Origin of the sequence: Halomonas sp. PAMB 3264 (assembly GCF_031954245.1) — a bacterium.
In the GTDB taxonomy this organism is placed as follows: domain Bacteria; phylum Pseudomonadota; class Gammaproteobacteria; order Pseudomonadales; family Halomonadaceae; genus Vreelandella.
This window is the reverse complement of record NZ_CP134866.1, coordinates 1,687,433-1,701,992: the sequence shown is the minus strand read 5'-3', so window position 1 is coordinate 1,701,992 and position 14,560 is coordinate 1,687,433. Positions and strand designations below refer to the sequence as shown.

The window sequence follows — 14,560 nt, the reverse complement described above, 5'->3', positions numbered from 1 at the left end:
CACCATGTTCGCAAGATGGGGGCGTACTGCGTAATTACAAGGGAGTTTCAGTGAAATTCCGCGCTCCCTTTTCAGTCAGACGGTTTTCGCTGCCAGCCAAGACTGACGGCAAACAGTAAAAGTCCACAGGTGGCGGCGTGGGAGATGAACTGCTGCCAGCTTAGCCAGTCGGTCATCAGCAGATGCCACACTCCCATAGCGGCGGTGCCAAGACCCAGCGACAACACCAGCCGTTTCAACAGCGACGGCAGGCGCTTGCGCTCCTCTTTGGAAAGCATGCGCCAGTTGGCAATCGCCGCGCCGGCCACCAAAACGATGGCGACCAGCAGTAGGGTCAAACGCGTATCGAAACCGCCGGCCACGTAGCGTGGCATCACCGACAACATGAGCACGCACAGGCCGATCGCTACCCCTACCCGTTCACAGCGTCCCGGCTGCATCAGGCGACCTTGAGCGACTGCTCGTCGATCCAGGCCTCGACCCAGGGGAGCGCGGCGTCGTCCGCCATGAAGGTCTCCATGGCGTCCACTTCCAGACGCTCGCCCAGGCGTTTTGCGCCCAGATCCTCGAGCAGCGCGTCAAGCGCCCGGCCGGCACCGCAGAAGGTATCGTCATAGGAGCTATCGCCAAGCGCGATGAGCCCGTAATTGAGCTCTGTTAGCGCCGGGCTTTGATCCTTGAGCTGGCGTACGAAGGGAACGAAGTTACCCGGAAAATCGCCGCTGCCGGTAGTGGAGACGCAAAAAAGCGCCAGCGCCTGCTCCTTGACGTCCTCAACGACCGGCTGCTCCTTGATGGCGACCGTATACCCGGCGGCTTCGAACAGCGGCTTGACCTGCTCGGCCACATCGAGCGCCCCGCCGTACATGGTACCCACCAGAATATTGAGCTGAGGCATTGATGAACTCCTCGGTAAGCAATTCTTGAAAAACGTTCTCGATAAACGTTCTTATAAACGATGAAAGCACGGGGCGGACAGTATCCGACCTATACCCGATGAATTTGCTCGGATATTAACACGACTTGACCGCAAAACGCATTTCGGGCGCGTTGGCGCCCGCCCGCTGACGCAAGGCAGCGCACAAAAAAGGCGCCCCCGTTAAGAGGCGCCTGATACGGGCACGCGCGTCGCGCGCAACGACTCAGGTATGGACCTTCAAGCGTCGGTGAAGTGCTCGACTTGCTGCTTGAGCTTCTGGCCCGGGCGAAAGGTCACCACGCGGCGGGCGGAAATCGGGATCTCCTCGCCGGTTTTCGGGTTTCGACCCGGCCGTTCGCGCTTGTCGCGCAAATCGAAGTTGCCAAAACCGGAAAGCTTGACCTGCTCGTTTTCCCGCAGGCAGGCACGAATCTCTTCGAAAAACGTCTCTACCATGGCCTTGGCTTCGCGCTTGGACAGCGCAAGCTCAGTGTGTAGATGCTCGGCCAGCTCCGCTTTGGTCAACGCCCCCATATCGCTTCTCCTTGTCGCCCACCATTGCCAACGATGTTGCTTGCGACCGCTACGTGTCAGCCGCGAAGCTGCGCATTCAACGTGGCGTTTGCCTCGGCCACGATCGAATCCACCCGCTGATTGATTTCATCATCATTCAGCGTGCGCGATGGATGCTGCCAGGTCAAGCCCAGGGCGATACTCTTCTGCCCCGGTTCCACCCCTTTACCCGTGTAGACGTCGAAAAGCTTGAGATCCTCAAGATGATCGCCGGCCTCGCGGCTCACACAGTCGAGAAGCGCCTGCACCGGCGTTTGCGCATCGAGACTAAAGGCGAGATCGCGGCGCACTTCCGGATAGCGGGACAGCGGCGCGAAGGCGGGAATCACGCCTTCGCTCAGTGCATCGAGGCGCACCTCGAACAGTACCGCGTCGACTTTTAAACCAAGCTCCGCGCGCACTTTCGGGTGTAGCGTACCGATCCAGCCGGCGGGTTGATCGCCGTGGAACAGCTCGGCGCACTGGCCCGGATGTAGCGCCGGGTGCTCGCCGGGCTCGAAGCGCCAGGCGCTGTCGTCGCCCATCGCCAGAAGGCTTTCGAGATCGCCCTTGAGATCGAAGAAATCCACCGCGGTCTTGTCGCTACTCCACCCTTCGAGCTCGCGCGGCCCGCACGCAAGCGCGCCCAGCATCGGCGCTTGGGTGAGCGAATCGAGCTCGCCCTGGAAAACCAGCCCGGTTTCGAACAGGCGTACACGGTGCTGCTGGCGGTTCAGGTTGTGCGAAAGCGCGCGCACCAGCCCCGGGAAGAGGCTTGCGCGCATGACCGACAGATCCGCCGAGATCGGGTTGGCCAGCACCGGCGAAACCGCCTCGGGCAGCAGCGTCTTTTGCAGCTCCGGCGCAACGAAGCTGTAGGTGATCGCCTCCTGATAGCCGCGGGCGACCATCCGGTTCTTGAGCGCTGACTGGGTCAGCCGCGCCTCGTTGGCCGAGCGCAACGCCAAACGCGCCGCCGGGCGGCGTACCGGCAGGTTGTTGTAGCCGTGGATGCGGGCGATCTCTTCGATCAAATCCTCTTCGATGGCAATATCGAAACGCCAGCTCGGCACCGCGACCTGCCACTCGCCGTCGGCATACGAGCTTGTAAGCCCGAGACGGTCGAGAATATCGCTGACCTCGTCAACCGCGAGCTCCTTGGAGAGCGCTTGACCAAGGCGCGTCTCACGCAGCGTGATACGGCGCGCCTTGGGTAGATCCACCTCGTTTTGCGTTTCACACACGGGCCCCGCCTGACCGCCACAAATATCAATCAAAAGACGGGTAGCCCGCTCGATCGCCTGAACGGTCAACGACGGGTCGACACCGCGCTCGAAACGGTGAGAGGCGTCGGTGTGCAGCCCGTAGGAGCGTGCCTGGCCGGCGACCGCCAGCTGGGTGAAGTAGGCGGCCTCGAGAAACAGCGTGCGCGTGGTGGCGCTGACGCCGGAGGACTCACCCCCCATGACGCCGGCCATGGCCAGCGGCCCAGAGGCGTCGGCGATCACCAGCGTATCCGGGCGCAGCGCGATGTCCTGACCGTCGAGCAGCGTCAGTCGCTCGCCCTCTTCTGCCATACGCACCTGAATACCCTCGCTCAGGTTATTCAGATCGAAGGCGTGAAGCGGCTGGCCGAGCTCGAGCATGACGTAGTTGGTGACGTCGACCGCCGGGTCGATGGTGCGCACGCCGCTACGGCGCAGGCGCTCGGCCATCCAGAGCGGCGTGGGCCGAGTCAGATCAATACCGTCGATCACCCGCGATACGTAGCGCGGGCACTGCTCACCGGCACTGACGCTGACCGGAAAGCGCTGCTCGATGCTCGGCGCCACCGGCTCACAGGCGGGCGCCTGGACCGGCAGACGGTTGAGCACACCGACTTCTCGGGCCATGCCCTTGACGCTCAGACAATCGCCCCGGTTAGGCGTCAGGTCCACTTCGATGGTCGCGTCATCGAGAATCAGGTAGGCACGCACGCTGTCGCCGATTGGAGCGTCTTCCGGCAGGACGAAAATACCCTCGGAGGTCTCTTCTTCGAGGCCAAGCTCCGAGGCGGAGCAAATCATGCCGAAGGACTCGACGCCGCGAAGCTTCGCTTTCTTGATCTTGAAGTCGCCGGGCAGCAACCCGCCGACCTGGGCGAAAGGCACACGCTGACCAACGGCCACGTTGCGTGCCCCGCACACCACCTGCACCTCACCGGTGCCGTCGTTGACGCGGCACACGTTGAGCTTGTCGGCGTCCGGATGCGGCTCCTTGGCGATGACTTCGGCGACTACCACGCCTTCAAAGGCGGGGGCCACGGGCTCGACGGCGTCGACTTCGAGGCCCGCCATGGTGATCTGGTCGGCAAGCGCCTGGGTGTCCAGCTGCGGCGATACCCATTCACGCAGCCACTGTTCTGAAAATTTCATGCTCGTTCCTGTGTCTGGCGGCGTGGTTAGGCAAACTGACGTAAAAAACGCAGATCGTTCTCAAAGAACAGTCGCAGGTCGTTGACGCCGTAGCGCAGCATCGCCAGGCGCTCGGCGCCCATGCCAAAGGCGAAACCGGTGTAGCGCTCGGTGTCGATGCCAGAGTGCTTGAACACTTCCGGATGCACCATGCCGCAGCCCATGACCTCGAGCCAGCCGCTGTGCGAGCAGACCCGACAGCCATCGCCGCTACACATTACGCACTGAATATCCACCTCGGCAGAGGGTTCGGTGAACGGAAAGTAGGAGGGACGAAAGCGCACCATCAGATCGTCACGCTCGAAAAACGCCTGCAGGAAGTCTTCGATAGTGCCCTTGAGATCGGCGAAGCTTACGCCCTCATCGACCAGCAGCCCCTCGACCTGATGAAACATCGGCGTGTGGGTGAGATCCGAGTCGCTGCGATAGACCCGCCCGGGGCAGACAATGCGAATCGGCGGCTCGCTCTCTTTCATCGTACGCACCTGCACCGGCGAGGTGTGGGTACGCAGAAGGCGCGTGGCGTCAAAATAGAAGGTGTCCGCCATACCGCGGGCCGGATGGTGCGCGGGAATATTGAGCGCTTCGAAGTTGTGGTAGTCGTCCTCGATCTCAGGCCCCACCGCTACGTCATAGCCGATACGGGTAAACAGGCTCTCGATACGCTCGAGGGTACGCGTCACCGGATGCAGTCCACCCGGCGCGTGGGCGCGCCCCGGCAGCGTCACGTCGATCTTCTCTGCCGCCAGGCGCGCGTTGAGCGCTTCGCTTTCCAGCGCCTCACGCTTGGCGTCGATTTCCCCAGCTAACGTCTGTTTCGCCTGGTTAATCCGCTCGCCCGCCGCCGGGCGCTCCTCGGCGCTGAGCTTACCGAGCCCCTTCAACAGCGCGGTGACCTCGCCCTTCTTGCCCAGGTAGCGAACTCGTAATTCGTCCAGTTCAGCGACGCTCTGCGCGGCCTTGATCGCGTCGCGCGCCTCTGATACCAGCGTAGGCAGGTGGTCCATCCATTAAACTCCGAATTAAGCGGTTTTCATCCAATAAGGCGTCGCCAGAACGGGACCTTATTGGATGAATTTTCAATAGCCAGGGTTTCAATAGCAATGATTTTTCGATGGCAAAAAAAACAGGGGAAGAGCGGCTGCTCTTCCCCTGCATGGGTCATCGGGACATGACCCTGGTTTCAAGCCAAAGCGGGCCTAAAACCTTATTGGGCAGCCTTGGCTTTTTCCACGATGGCAGCGAACGCTGCTTTCTCGTGAACCGCCAGATCCGCCAGTACCTTACGGTCGATTTCGATGCCGGCTTTCTTCAAGCCGCCAACGAAACGGCTGTAAGACATGCCGTTAATGCGGGCACCGGCGTTGATACGCTGGATCCACAGGGCACGGAACTGACGCTTACGGTTACGACGGTCGCGGTACGCGTACTGGCCGGCCTTGATGACGGCCTGCTTGGCAACGCGGAAAACGCGCGAACGAGCACCGTAGTAGCCTTTAGCCTGCTTCAGTACTTTCTTATGACGACGACGGGCGACAACGCCACGCTTGACTCGAGTCATGACACACTCCTGACTTTAAAAAAATTCGAAAACGACTTACAGATTCGGCAGCATGCGCTGGATCAGCGGCTTGTCTGCTGCGTGAATCTGCTTCATACCGCGAAGCTGACGCTTACGCTTGGTCGATTTCTTGGTCAGGATGTGGCTACGGAAAGACTGCTTGTGCTTGAAGCCGTTAGCCGTCTTCTTGAAGCGCTTGGCAGCGCCGCTGTTGCTTTTGATTTTCGGCATGAGAATAACTCCGCTCGATGTTTTTTAGAAAACCCAGGGCCGGTCAGCGCCAAGCGCTGACCCGTTAAATTCGCCGTTGGATCACTTCTTTTTGGGGGCAAGAATCATGATCATCTGGCGGCCTTCCATTTTCGGGAAGGATTCCACCGAACCGATCTCTTCGAGGTCTGCCGCGATCCGTTCCATCAGCTTGCGGCCGATGTCCTGGTGCGCCATTTCGCGACCACGAAAACGCAAAGTGACCTTGCCCTTGTCACCACCTTCGAGAAAGCGAATCAGGTTTTTGAGCTTCACCTGGTAATCGCCTTCGTCAGTGCCGGGCCGGAATTTGACTTCCTTGACCTGGATTTGCTTTTGCTTTTTCTTTTGAGCCGCTTTTTGCTTTTTCGACTCAAAAACGAACTTGCCGTAATCCATGATCTTGCAGACGATAGGATCGGCATTTGAAATTTGCACGAGGTCCAAACCGGCAGCTTCAGCACGTTCCAACGCTTCGGTAGTGGGCACAACGCCCAGCTGCTCACCTTCAGCGTCGATCAAACGGACTTCTTCTTCGGTAATACGCTCGTTCATTGGTGGGCGCTTGTCTGCAGGACGCCCGCGCGGGTTGCTTCGCTTGATTGCTCTGTCTCCTTAGGCAATTGACGATGTCGCCAGGGCTGCTCTCTCGGCGCTTGCGCGTTCGATGAAGTCATCGACGGTCATGGTGCCGAGGTTTTCGCCGCTGCGAGTTCGCACGGCCACTGAGTCAGCTTCGACTTCCTTATCTCCGACCACAAGGAGATAGGGAATTTTCTGTAACGTATGCTCACGGATTTTAAAGCCGATCTTCTCGTTCCTCAAGTCTGCCTTGACGCGAAGACCGCTTTTTTGCAAGCGTTTCTCCAATTCCAGCGCGTAATCACGCTGCGAATCGGTGATATTCATGATGACCATTTGCTCGGGTGCCAGCCATAATGGCATAGCCCCGGCGTAATGTTCAATCAGGATGCCGATGAAGCGCTCCATGGAGCCGACGATCGCCCGGTGCAGCATGACCGGCGCCTTGCGCTCGCCCTCTTCGGTCACGTACTGCGCGCCCAAACGCTCGGGCATCATGAAGTCGACCTGCATGGTGCCGACCTGCCACTCACGACCCAGGCAGTCCTTCATGTGATACTCGATCTTGGGGCCGTAGAACGCGCCTTCGCCGGGAAGTTCCTGCCACTCGACGTCACAGGCCTTGAGCGCACCGCGCAGAGCGTCTTCGGCGCGGTCCCACACCTCGTCGCTGCCGATGCGCTTTTCCGGGCGCAGCGCGATCTTGATCGCGATGTCCTCGAAGCCAAAGTCCTGGTACACCTTCAGCGCCTGGCGATGGAAACTCGTGACTTCCGGCTCGACCTGAGCCTCGGTGCAGAAGACGTGGCCATCGTCCTGGGTAAAGGCGCGCACGCGCATGATACCGTGCAGCGCGCCGGACGGCTCGTTGCGGTGGCAGCCGCCGAACTCGCCAAAGCGTACCGGAAGCTCGCGGTAGCTTCTAAGCCCGGAGTTGAACACCTGGACGTGGCCCGGGCAGTTCATCGGCTTGAGCGCGTACTCGTGCTTCTCCGATTCGGTGAAGAACATGCCGTCGGCGTAGTTGTCCCAGTGGCCGGACTTCTTCCACAGCGACACGTCCATGACCTGCGGACAGCGGATTTCCTGGTAGCCGCCCTCTTTATAGACGCCGCGCATGTACTGCTCGACCTGCTGCCACAGCGCCCAGCCGTTGGGATGCCAGAACACCATGCCCGGCGCCTCTTCCTGCATGTGGAAGAGATCGAGCTTGCGCGCCAGCTTACGGTGGTCGCGCTTTTCCGCCTCTTCCAGGCGCTTCAGGTAGGCCTTGAGCTGCTTTTTGTCGCCCCAAGCCGTACCGTAGATGCGCGTGAGCATGGCGTTGGAGGCGTCTGCGCGCCAGTAGGCGCCGGCCAGCTTAGTCAGTTTGAACGCTTTAAGATGACGCGTGTTGGGCACGTGCGGGCCCCGGCACATGTCCGTGTACTCTTCGTGGTGGTACAGGCGGATAGCCGCGCCGTCCGGGATCTCGCGCACGATCTCCTGCTTGTAGGGCTCGTCGCGGGCAACGAAGGTTTCCAGCGCCTGGTCGCGGTCGACGTATTCGCGGACCACGTCGTATTCGGTGTCGATCAGCGCCTGCATGCGTTTTTCGATCGCTTCCAGATCATCCGGCGTGACCGAGCGGCCAAAATCGATATCGTAATAGAAGCCGTTTTCGATCACCGGGCCGATCGCCATTTTGGCGTCCGGGTAGAGCTGCTTTACCGCATGCCCAATCAGGTGCGCGCTGGAGTGGCGAATGATGTCGATGCCTTCCGGGTCGCGGGCGGTAATGATCGCGACCTCGGCGTCGTGCTCGATTACATCGGCCGCATCGACCAGCACACCGTCGATCTTTCCGGCCACGCACGCCTTGGCCAAACCAGGGCCAATGGACTCGGCGAGAGCCATGATGGAAAGCGGTTCGTCAAACGTACGTTGGCTGCCGTCGGGCAGTGTCACTATGGGCATTCGGGTGTTCCTTGAGCGCAGTGGTGATCCATACCAGGGATCACATATCGCTATCAATGGCTTGAGGGTTCGTTTCAAACGCAAAAGCGCCTGCCCATTGATGAGCAGGCGCGTAGCCTAGCAGACTTTCAGGCGGCGAGACACCGGCGCCAAAGTACGCTAGAACGCCCAGTCGTCATCTTCAGTGGCGACCGCCTTGCCGATCACGTAGGACGAACCGGAGCCGGAGAAGAAGTCGTGGTTTTCATCGGCACTTGGCGAAAGCGCGGCCATGATGGTCGGGTCCACGTCGGTCACGCTGCTCGGAAAGAGCGGCTCGAAGCCCAGGTTCATCAGCGCCTTGTTGGCGTTGTAGTGCAAAAACTTCTTCACGTCCTCGGTCAGGCCGACCGCGTCGTAAAGCGACTCGGTGTAGCGCACCTCGTTGTCGTAAAGCTCCAAAAGCAGCTCGTAGGCGTAATCCTTGACCGCCTGCTGGCGCTCCGGGGTGGCCTCGGCGAGCGCCTGCTGGAACTTGTAGCCGATGTAGTAGCCGTGCACCGCCTCATCGCGAATGATCAGGCGGATCAAATCCGCCGTGTTGGTGAGCTTGGCGTGGCTCGACCAGTACATGGGCAGGTAGAAGCCGGAGTAGAACAGAAACGACTCCAGAAAAACGCTGGCCACCTTGCGCATCAAGGGATCGTCTGCGCGGTAGCGCTCGAGAATCAGCTCGGATTTCGCCTGGAGCATCGGGTTCTCTTCGCTCCAGCGAAACGCGTCGTCGACGTCGCGCGTGGTACAAAGCGTCGAGAAGATCGAGCTGTAGGAGCGCGCGTGCACCGACTCCATGAAGGCGATGTTGGTGTACACCGCTTCTTCGTGGGGCGTGCGCGCATCCTCCATCAGCGTTGGCGCGCCGATGCTGCCCTGGATGGTGTCCAGAAGCGTCAAGCCCGTGAACACACGGATGGTCAGCTGCTTTTCCTGCTGAGTCAGCGTGTTCCAGGACTGGATATCGTTGGACAGCGGCACTTTTTCCGGCAGCCAGAAGTTGCTCGTCAGACGGTTCCAGACCTCCAGGTCCTTGTCGTCCTGCAGCCGGTTCCAGTTAACGGCGTCGACCCGTGATAGACGTTGCATGGTGTTCATTGAGTGGTCTCTTTCGTTACGTGGTTACAGCGTGCAGGAAACACAGCCTTCGACTTCGGTGCCTTCCAGCGCGCTTTGACGCAGACGAATGTAGTAAAGCGTTTTGATGCCCTTGCGCCACGCGTGGATCTGCGCCTTGTTGATATCGCGCGTGGTGGCGGTATCCGGGAAAAACAGCGTCAGCGACAAGCCCTGATCGACGTGTTTGGACGCCTCGGCGTAGGTGTCGATGATCTTCTCGGGGCCGATCTCGTAGGCATCCTGGAAGTAGTCGAAGTTCTCTTCGTTCAAGAACGGCGCCGGGTAGTAAACGCGGCCAAGCTTGCCTTCCTTGCGAATCTCGATCTTCGCCGCTACCGGGTGAATGCTCGAGGTGGAGTGGTTGATGTACGAGATCGAACCGGTCGGCGGTACGGCCTGCAGGTTACGGTTGTAAAGGCCGTGCGCCATGACCGACGTCTTCAACTGCTCCCAGTCACCCTGAGTCGGAAGCGCGATGCCGCTGCGCTCGAACAACTCGCGCACCTTCTCGGTCTTCGGTAGCCACGCCTCGTCAGTGTACTTGTCGAAGAACGTGCCCGAGGCGTAGGTGGAGTCGGCAAAGCCTGCAAAGGTATCACCGTGCTCGATCGCCAACTGATTCGACGCACGAATGGCGTGAAACGCCACGCAGTAGAAGTAGAGATTGGTGAAATCCAGCCCCTCTTCCGAGCCATAGTAGATGTGCTCGCGAGCCAAAAAGCCGTGCAGGTTCATCTGACCCAAACCGATGGCGCGCGACTTGGCGTTGCCTTCGGCGATCGAGGGCACGCTTTTGAGGTTGCTCATCTCGGAGACGGCGGTCAGGCCACGAATGGCGATGTCCACGCTGGTGCCGATATCGCCGGAGTCCATGACCTTGGCAATGTTCATCGAGCCCAGGTTGCAGGAGATGTCCTGACCGATCTTGCTGTAGTTCAGGCTTTCATCGTACTCGGTCGGCGTGTTGACCTGCAGAATCTCCGAGCACAGATTGCTCATGTTGATGCGCCCGGCGATCGGGTTGGCCCGGTTCACCGTGTCTTCGAACATGATGTAGGGGTAGCCGGACTCGAACTGCAGCTCCGCCAGCGTCTGGAAGAAGGCGCGTGCGTTGATCTTCTGCTTGCGAATGCGCGCATCTGCCACCATCTCGTGGTAGTGCTCGCTGACGCTGATATCGCCAAACGGCTTGCTGTAGACCCGCTCCACGTCGTAGGGCGAGAACAGATACATGTCGTCGTTACGCTTGGCAAGCTCAAAGGTGATATCCGGAATGGTCACCCCGAGCGAGAGCGTCTTGATACGAATCTTCTCGTCGGCGTTTTCGCGCTTGGTATCCAGAAAGCGCAGGATGTCCGGGTGGTGGGCGTTCAAGTAGACCGCACCCGCGCCCTGGCGCGCGCCGAGCTGGTTGGCGTAGGAGAAGGCGTCTTCCAGCAGCTTCATGATGGGAATGATGCCGGAGGACTGGTTCTCGATGCGCTTGATCGGTGCGCCGGACTCGCGAATGTTGCTCAGCAAGAACGCCACGCCGCCGCCGCGCTTGGAGAGCTGCAGCGCCGAGTTGATGGAACGGCCGATCGACTCCATGTTGTCTTCGATACGCAGCAAAAAGCACGACACCAGCTCGCCGCGCTGCTGCTTACCGCAGTTCAAAAACGTTGGCGTAGCCGGCTGGAAGCGCCCGCTGATGATCTCGTCGACCAGCGATTTGGCAAGCGCCTCGTCACCGCGGGCAAGCGTGAGTGCCACCATGCATACGCGGTCTTCGTAGCGCTCGAGATAGCGTTTGCCATCGAAGGTTTTCAGCGTATAGCTGGTGTAGTACTTGAACGCGCCCAGAAAGCTTGGGAAACGAAACTTGTAGGCGTAGGCCTGCTCGAACAGCGCCTTGACGAAAGTCGGCGCGTACTGGCCAAGCACCTCGGCTTCGTAGTAGCCCTCTTCCACCAGGTAGTCGAGCTTCTCTTCCAGCGAGTGGAAAAAAACCGTGTTTTGATTGACGTGCTGCAGAAAGTACTGGCGCGCCGCTTCACGGTCCTTGTCGAGCTGAAGCTCGCCATTGGCACCGTAAAGATTCAGCATCGCGTTCAGCGCGTGATAGTCCAGCGTACGCGTCTGGCTCGCTTCTGCCGCCGGTTTTTTCGTTTCAGGCACGTTGGTAGTGGCTACGTTTGTCGTTTCCAAAACTCTTCTACTCCTTTGCGAACCCTGGCGACGTCATCGTCAGTGCCCAAAAGCTCAAATCGATAAAGCAGCGGCACCTGGCACTTCTGGGCGACGATACGCCCCGCCAGCCCGTAAGCCTCGCCAAAATTGGTATTGCCAGCGGCAATGACGCCTCGGATGAGGCGCCGGTTGTGCTCATCGTTCAAAAAGCGGATCACCGGGCCCGGCACCGCCCCTTTAGTGCCGCCCCCACCATACGTCGGGGTAATGAGCACGTAAGGGGCGTCGATATGAGGAACCGGGTCGTTGCGGTTGATCGGCAGCCGGTGCGCCGCCAACCCCAGCTTTTCCACGAAACGATGGGTGTTGCCTGACCGGGTGGAAAAATACACCAGCGTGCCAACCAACGGTGCGTGAGCGTCCGTCAGCATGGCACGAAATTAAGCCAGTGCCTGAATACGATCCGGACGAAAGCCCGACCAGTGATCGTCACCGGCCACGACGACGGGCAGCTGGCGATAACCCAGCGCCTCGACTTCCTGCTGGGCGCCGTCTTCAGCGGTGATATCTATCACGGTGTACTCGATTCCCTGCTTGTCCATCGCGCGGTAAGTGGCGGTGCACTGAACGCAGGCGGGCTTGCTGTAAATCTGGATGGCCATGGCTATTTTTTCCTTTTCATAGCGGCGTTTTTGGGCTAGAGCACCGGTTGTGCCCGACCCCCTCTAAACAGACTACGCATACTATATATAGACCACTGCAAAATCAATTCAAGCATATATGGTATTTTTTAATCCACAGGTTATTGACAAAGTGTACCCAGCGCAGCGGCGCGGCTCAGCCAAAAAGGGCTTTGAAAAAAAGCGAACTGCAAGCGCGATATCCATCGATTAAAGCCGTTTTGAGCGACGTTAATGACCGGGTTTTGAAAGGTTATCCACCTCAGTTTTGACGTCAAAAAAACACGCTTCCAGCAAAATCGAGCCGTGTGAAAACGCAAGAATGTGCGTGGTGGCATGTCGGGATGAATGCCGACAATGAATACCCAGGCCCTACGGCGATGGAGAAGGCAGCGAGGCGGCGAAAGAGCCGCGATGAAAAACAGCGTATGCGTCAAGCGCGCAGCAAAAAGCCCGGCCGGAGCCGGGCTTTCGACAAGGCGCTCAAAGCGCCTTGCTGATCGGTCAACGTCTTAGGCAATAGCGGCCTGGTAGCGACGCTCGACTTCATCCCAGTTGACGACTTCGAAGAAGGCGGCAATGTAGTCCGGGCGCTTGTTCTGATACTTCAGGTAGTAGGCGTGTTCCCACACGTCGAGACCCAGAATCGGCGTGTTGCCGTCCATCAGCGGGCTGTTCTGGTTCAGCGTGTTCTCGACGACCAGCTTTTTCTGCGGCGTCACGGAGAGCCACGCCCAACCGCTGCCAAAACGGCCGGTCGCGGCCTTTTTGAACTCTTCCTTGAAGGTGTCGAAGCCACCCAGTTCGCTGTCGATCGCCTTGGCAACGTCACCCTTGGGCTGACCGCCGCCGTTGGTCGACATCATTTGCCAGAACATGGAGTGATTGACGTGACCGCCGCCGTTGTTGATCACGGCCTGACGCTTCTCTTCCGGCACGCGGTCCAGGTTGGACACCAGCTCTTCGATCGACAGATCTTCAAGGCCAGTGCCTTCGAGCGTGCTGTTCAGGTTGGTCACGTAGGTGTTGTGGTGACGCGAATGGTGAATTTCCATCGTCATCGCGTCGATGTTCGGCTCGAGTGCGTCGTAGGCATACGGCAGTTCGGGTAGTGTATGTGCCATGTCATCATCTCCTTGAGTGACTTTTGATGTTCATCGAATAGGTGCGGTCACGCCCTACTCTTTTCAACCGCTTGGGCGGAATTTTCCTCGAAACGCAAACGTGCATTGGCGCTGCGCGCCCTAGCACTCTAGCTAACAATCAGCGCTTTATCTAATAGGCGCGCAATAAAAAGCCGGCTGCCCGGCAGCCGGCTTTCGATCATCCGCCAACAGGCGGAAAAACGTCAAGACGTGATCAGAGCTTGCTCTCGAGCTCTGGCAGAAGCTCGAACAGATCCCCCACCAGGCCGTAGTCCGCCACCTGGAAGATCGGCGCTTCCTCGTCCTTGTTGATCGCCACGATCACCTTCGAGTCCTTCATCCCCGCCAGGTGCTGGATGGCGCCGCTGATGCCCACCGCGATGTACAGATCCGGCGCGACGATCTTGCCCGTCTGACCCACCTGCATGTCGTTGGGCACAAAGCCCGCGTCCACCGCCGCCCGGGAGGCGCCGACCGCCGCACCGAGCTTGTCGGCGATGCCGTCGAGCAGTCTGAAGTTCTCGCCGTTGCCCATGCCACGGCCCCCGGAGATCACGACCTTCGCGCCCCCCAGCTCCGGGCGGTCGGACTGCGCGAGCTCCTCACCGACGAACTGCGACTGGTCGTTCTCGACCACGGTGTCGAGGGCCTCGATGGCGGCCGCGTTGTCGCGGCCCACGGCATCGAACGCCGTGGTGCGCACGGTCATGACCTTGAGCGTGTCGTCGCTTTTCACCGTGGCGATGGCGTTGCCGGCGTAGATCGGACGCTTGAAGGTGTCCGGGCCGTCAACCGCGACGATTTCGGAAAGCTGGCTGACGTCCTTGAGCGCGGCGACCCGCGGCAGCACGTTCTTGCCCGTGGTCGAGGCGCTGGTGAGAATATGGCTGTAGTCGTCGGCCAGCGACACCACCAGCGCACCCAGCGGCTCGGCGAGCTGGTGGGCGTAGACGGCGTTATCCGCCAGGCGAACCCGGGTGACGCCGTCGAGTTTCGCGGCGGCCTCCGCCGCGGCCTGGACGCCGTCGCCGGCGACCAGCACATCGATATCGCCGCCGATCTCGCGGGCGGCGGCCACCACGTGGGCGGTGGCGTCAAGCAGATGGCCGTCGTGAAGATCGGCCAGTACCAGAATGCTCATG

General features: G+C 59.9%; 15 protein-coding genes. All 15 read right to left on the bottom strand.

Annotated elements, in window-relative coordinates; all coding sequences use genetic code 11:
* Positions 1–71: 71 nt before the first annotated feature.
* Positions 72–440, bottom strand: coding sequence for a hypothetical protein (locus RN347_RS07575; RefSeq protein WP_263584234.1), 369 nt, complete (start codon positions 438–440; stop codon positions 72–74).
* Positions 440–898, bottom strand: coding sequence for a flavodoxin domain-containing protein (locus tag RN347_RS07570; protein WP_263584235.1), 459 nt, complete (start codon positions 896–898; stop codon positions 440–442). The genes RN347_RS07575 and RN347_RS07570 overlap by 1 nt, the downstream gene beginning before the upstream one ends.
* A gap of 258 nt (positions 899–1,156) precedes the next feature.
* Positions 1,157–1,453: an integration host factor subunit alpha gene (locus tag RN347_RS07565; protein WP_252109802.1), complete on the bottom strand. Its 297-nt coding sequence runs from the start codon at positions 1,451–1,453 to the stop codon at positions 1,157–1,159.
* Between the two features lie 56 nt (positions 1,454–1,509).
* Positions 1,510–3,885, bottom strand: a complete 2,376-nt coding sequence (pheT, locus tag RN347_RS07560) for a phenylalanine--tRNA ligase subunit beta (RefSeq protein ID WP_311960719.1) — start codon at positions 3,883–3,885, stop codon at positions 1,510–1,512.
* Between the two features lie 26 nt (positions 3,886–3,911).
* Positions 3,912–4,931, bottom strand: a complete 1,020-nt coding sequence (pheS, locus tag RN347_RS07555) for a phenylalanine--tRNA ligase subunit alpha (RefSeq protein ID WP_263584237.1) — start codon at positions 4,929–4,931, stop codon at positions 3,912–3,914.
* 200 nt (positions 4,932–5,131) lie between these two features.
* The gene (gene rplT, locus RN347_RS07550; protein ID WP_009097607.1) at positions 5,132–5,485 is read right to left on the bottom strand and encodes a 50S ribosomal protein L20; all 354 of its coding nucleotides are present in this window, start codon (positions 5,483–5,485) and stop codon (positions 5,132–5,134) included.
* A gap of 36 nt (positions 5,486–5,521) precedes the next feature.
* Positions 5,522–5,716 carry a 50S ribosomal protein L35 gene (rpmI, locus tag RN347_RS07545; protein ID WP_311960718.1) on the bottom strand — a complete coding sequence of 65 codons (195 nt, stop codon included), beginning with the start codon at positions 5,714–5,716 and terminating at the stop codon, positions 5,522–5,524.
* Positions 5,717–5,797: 81 nt separating this feature from the next.
* Entirely contained in the window at positions 5,798–6,289 is a 492-nt protein-coding gene (gene infC / locus RN347_RS07540) for a translation initiation factor IF-3 (RefSeq protein WP_263584239.1), read from the bottom strand.
* Positions 6,290–6,349: 60 nt separating this feature from the next.
* A complete protein-coding gene (thrS, locus tag RN347_RS07535) occupies positions 6,350–8,272 on the bottom strand; it encodes a threonine--tRNA ligase (RefSeq protein WP_311960717.1) in 1,923 nt (640 codons plus the stop codon).
* Between the two features lie 159 nt (positions 8,273–8,431).
* Positions 8,432–9,403 (bottom strand): class 1b ribonucleoside-diphosphate reductase subunit beta, encoded by a 972-nt coding sequence (gene nrdF, locus RN347_RS07530; protein ID WP_263584242.1) that lies wholly within the window; start codon positions 9,401–9,403, stop codon positions 8,432–8,434.
* A gap of 24 nt (positions 9,404–9,427) precedes the next feature.
* On the bottom strand, positions 9,428–11,581 hold the full coding sequence (nrdE, locus tag RN347_RS07525; protein WP_409365780.1) for a class 1b ribonucleoside-diphosphate reductase subunit alpha: 2,154 nt from the start codon (positions 11,579–11,581) through the stop codon (positions 9,428–9,430).
* 11 nt (positions 11,582–11,592) lie between these two features.
* Positions 11,593–12,024, bottom strand: coding sequence for a class Ib ribonucleoside-diphosphate reductase assembly flavoprotein NrdI (gene nrdI / locus RN347_RS07520; protein ID WP_311960715.1), 432 nt, complete (start codon positions 12,022–12,024; stop codon positions 11,593–11,595).
* 9 nt (positions 12,025–12,033) lie between these two features.
* The gene (gene nrdH, locus RN347_RS07515) at positions 12,034–12,255 is read right to left on the bottom strand and encodes a glutaredoxin-like protein NrdH (RefSeq protein WP_252109812.1); all 222 of its coding nucleotides are present in this window, start codon (positions 12,253–12,255) and stop codon (positions 12,034–12,036) included.
* Between the two features lie 530 nt (positions 12,256–12,785).
* Positions 12,786–13,397 (bottom strand): superoxide dismutase, encoded by a 612-nt coding sequence (locus RN347_RS07510; RefSeq protein WP_311960714.1) that lies wholly within the window; start codon positions 13,395–13,397, stop codon positions 12,786–12,788.
* Positions 13,398–13,632: 235 nt separating this feature from the next.
* Positions 13,633–14,559 carry an FAD-binding protein gene (locus tag RN347_RS07505; protein WP_311960713.1) on the bottom strand — a complete coding sequence of 309 codons (927 nt, stop codon included), beginning with the start codon at positions 14,557–14,559 and terminating at the stop codon, positions 13,633–13,635.
* Between the last annotated feature and the right edge of the window lies 1 nt (position 14,560).

Bases quoted from the DNA above. Each gene is read 5' to 3' on its own strand.
- thrS (WP_311960717.1), bottom strand. From the start codon at position 8,272: ATGCCCATAGTGACACTGCCCGACGGCAGCCAACGTACGTTTGACGAA.
- pheS (WP_263584237.1), bottom strand. From the start codon at position 4,931: ATGGACCACCTGCCTACGCTGGTATCAGAGGCGCGCGACGCGATCAAG.
- RN347_RS07565 (WP_252109802.1), bottom strand. From the start codon at position 1,453: ATGGGGGCGTTGACCAAAGCGGAGCTGGCCGAGCATCTACACACTGAG.
- RN347_RS07575 (WP_263584234.1), bottom strand. From the start codon at position 440: ATGCAGCCGGGACGCTGTGAACGGGTAGGGGTAGCGATCGGCCTGTGC.
- rplT (WP_009097607.1), bottom strand. From the start codon at position 5,485: ATGACTCGAGTCAAGCGTGGCGTTGTCGCCCGTCGTCGTCATAAGAAA.
- nrdI (WP_311960715.1), bottom strand. From the start codon at position 12,024: ATGCTGACGGACGCTCACGCACCGTTGGTTGGCACGCTGGTGTATTTT.
- rpmI (WP_311960718.1), bottom strand. From the start codon at position 5,716: ATGCCGAAAATCAAAAGCAACAGCGGCGCTGCCAAGCGCTTCAAGAAG.
- infC (WP_263584239.1), bottom strand. From the start codon at position 6,289: ATGAACGAGCGTATTACCGAAGAAGAAGTCCGTTTGATCGACGCTGAA.
- RN347_RS07510 (WP_311960714.1), bottom strand. From the start codon at position 13,397: ATGGCACATACACTACCCGAACTGCCGTATGCCTACGACGCACTCGAG.
- RN347_RS07505 (WP_311960713.1), bottom strand. From the start codon at position 14,559: ATGAGCATTCTGGTACTGGCCGATCTTCACGACGGCCATCTGCTTGAC.
- nrdH (WP_252109812.1), bottom strand. From the start codon at position 12,255: ATGGCCATCCAGATTTACAGCAAGCCCGCCTGCGTTCAGTGCACCGCC.
- RN347_RS07570 (WP_263584235.1), bottom strand. From the start codon at position 898: ATGCCTCAGCTCAATATTCTGGTGGGTACCATGTACGGCGGGGCGCTC.
- nrdF (WP_263584242.1), bottom strand. From the start codon at position 9,403: ATGAACACCATGCAACGTCTATCACGGGTCGACGCCGTTAACTGGAAC.
- pheT (WP_311960719.1), bottom strand. From the start codon at position 3,885: ATGAAATTTTCAGAACAGTGGCTGCGTGAATGGGTATCGCCGCAGCTG.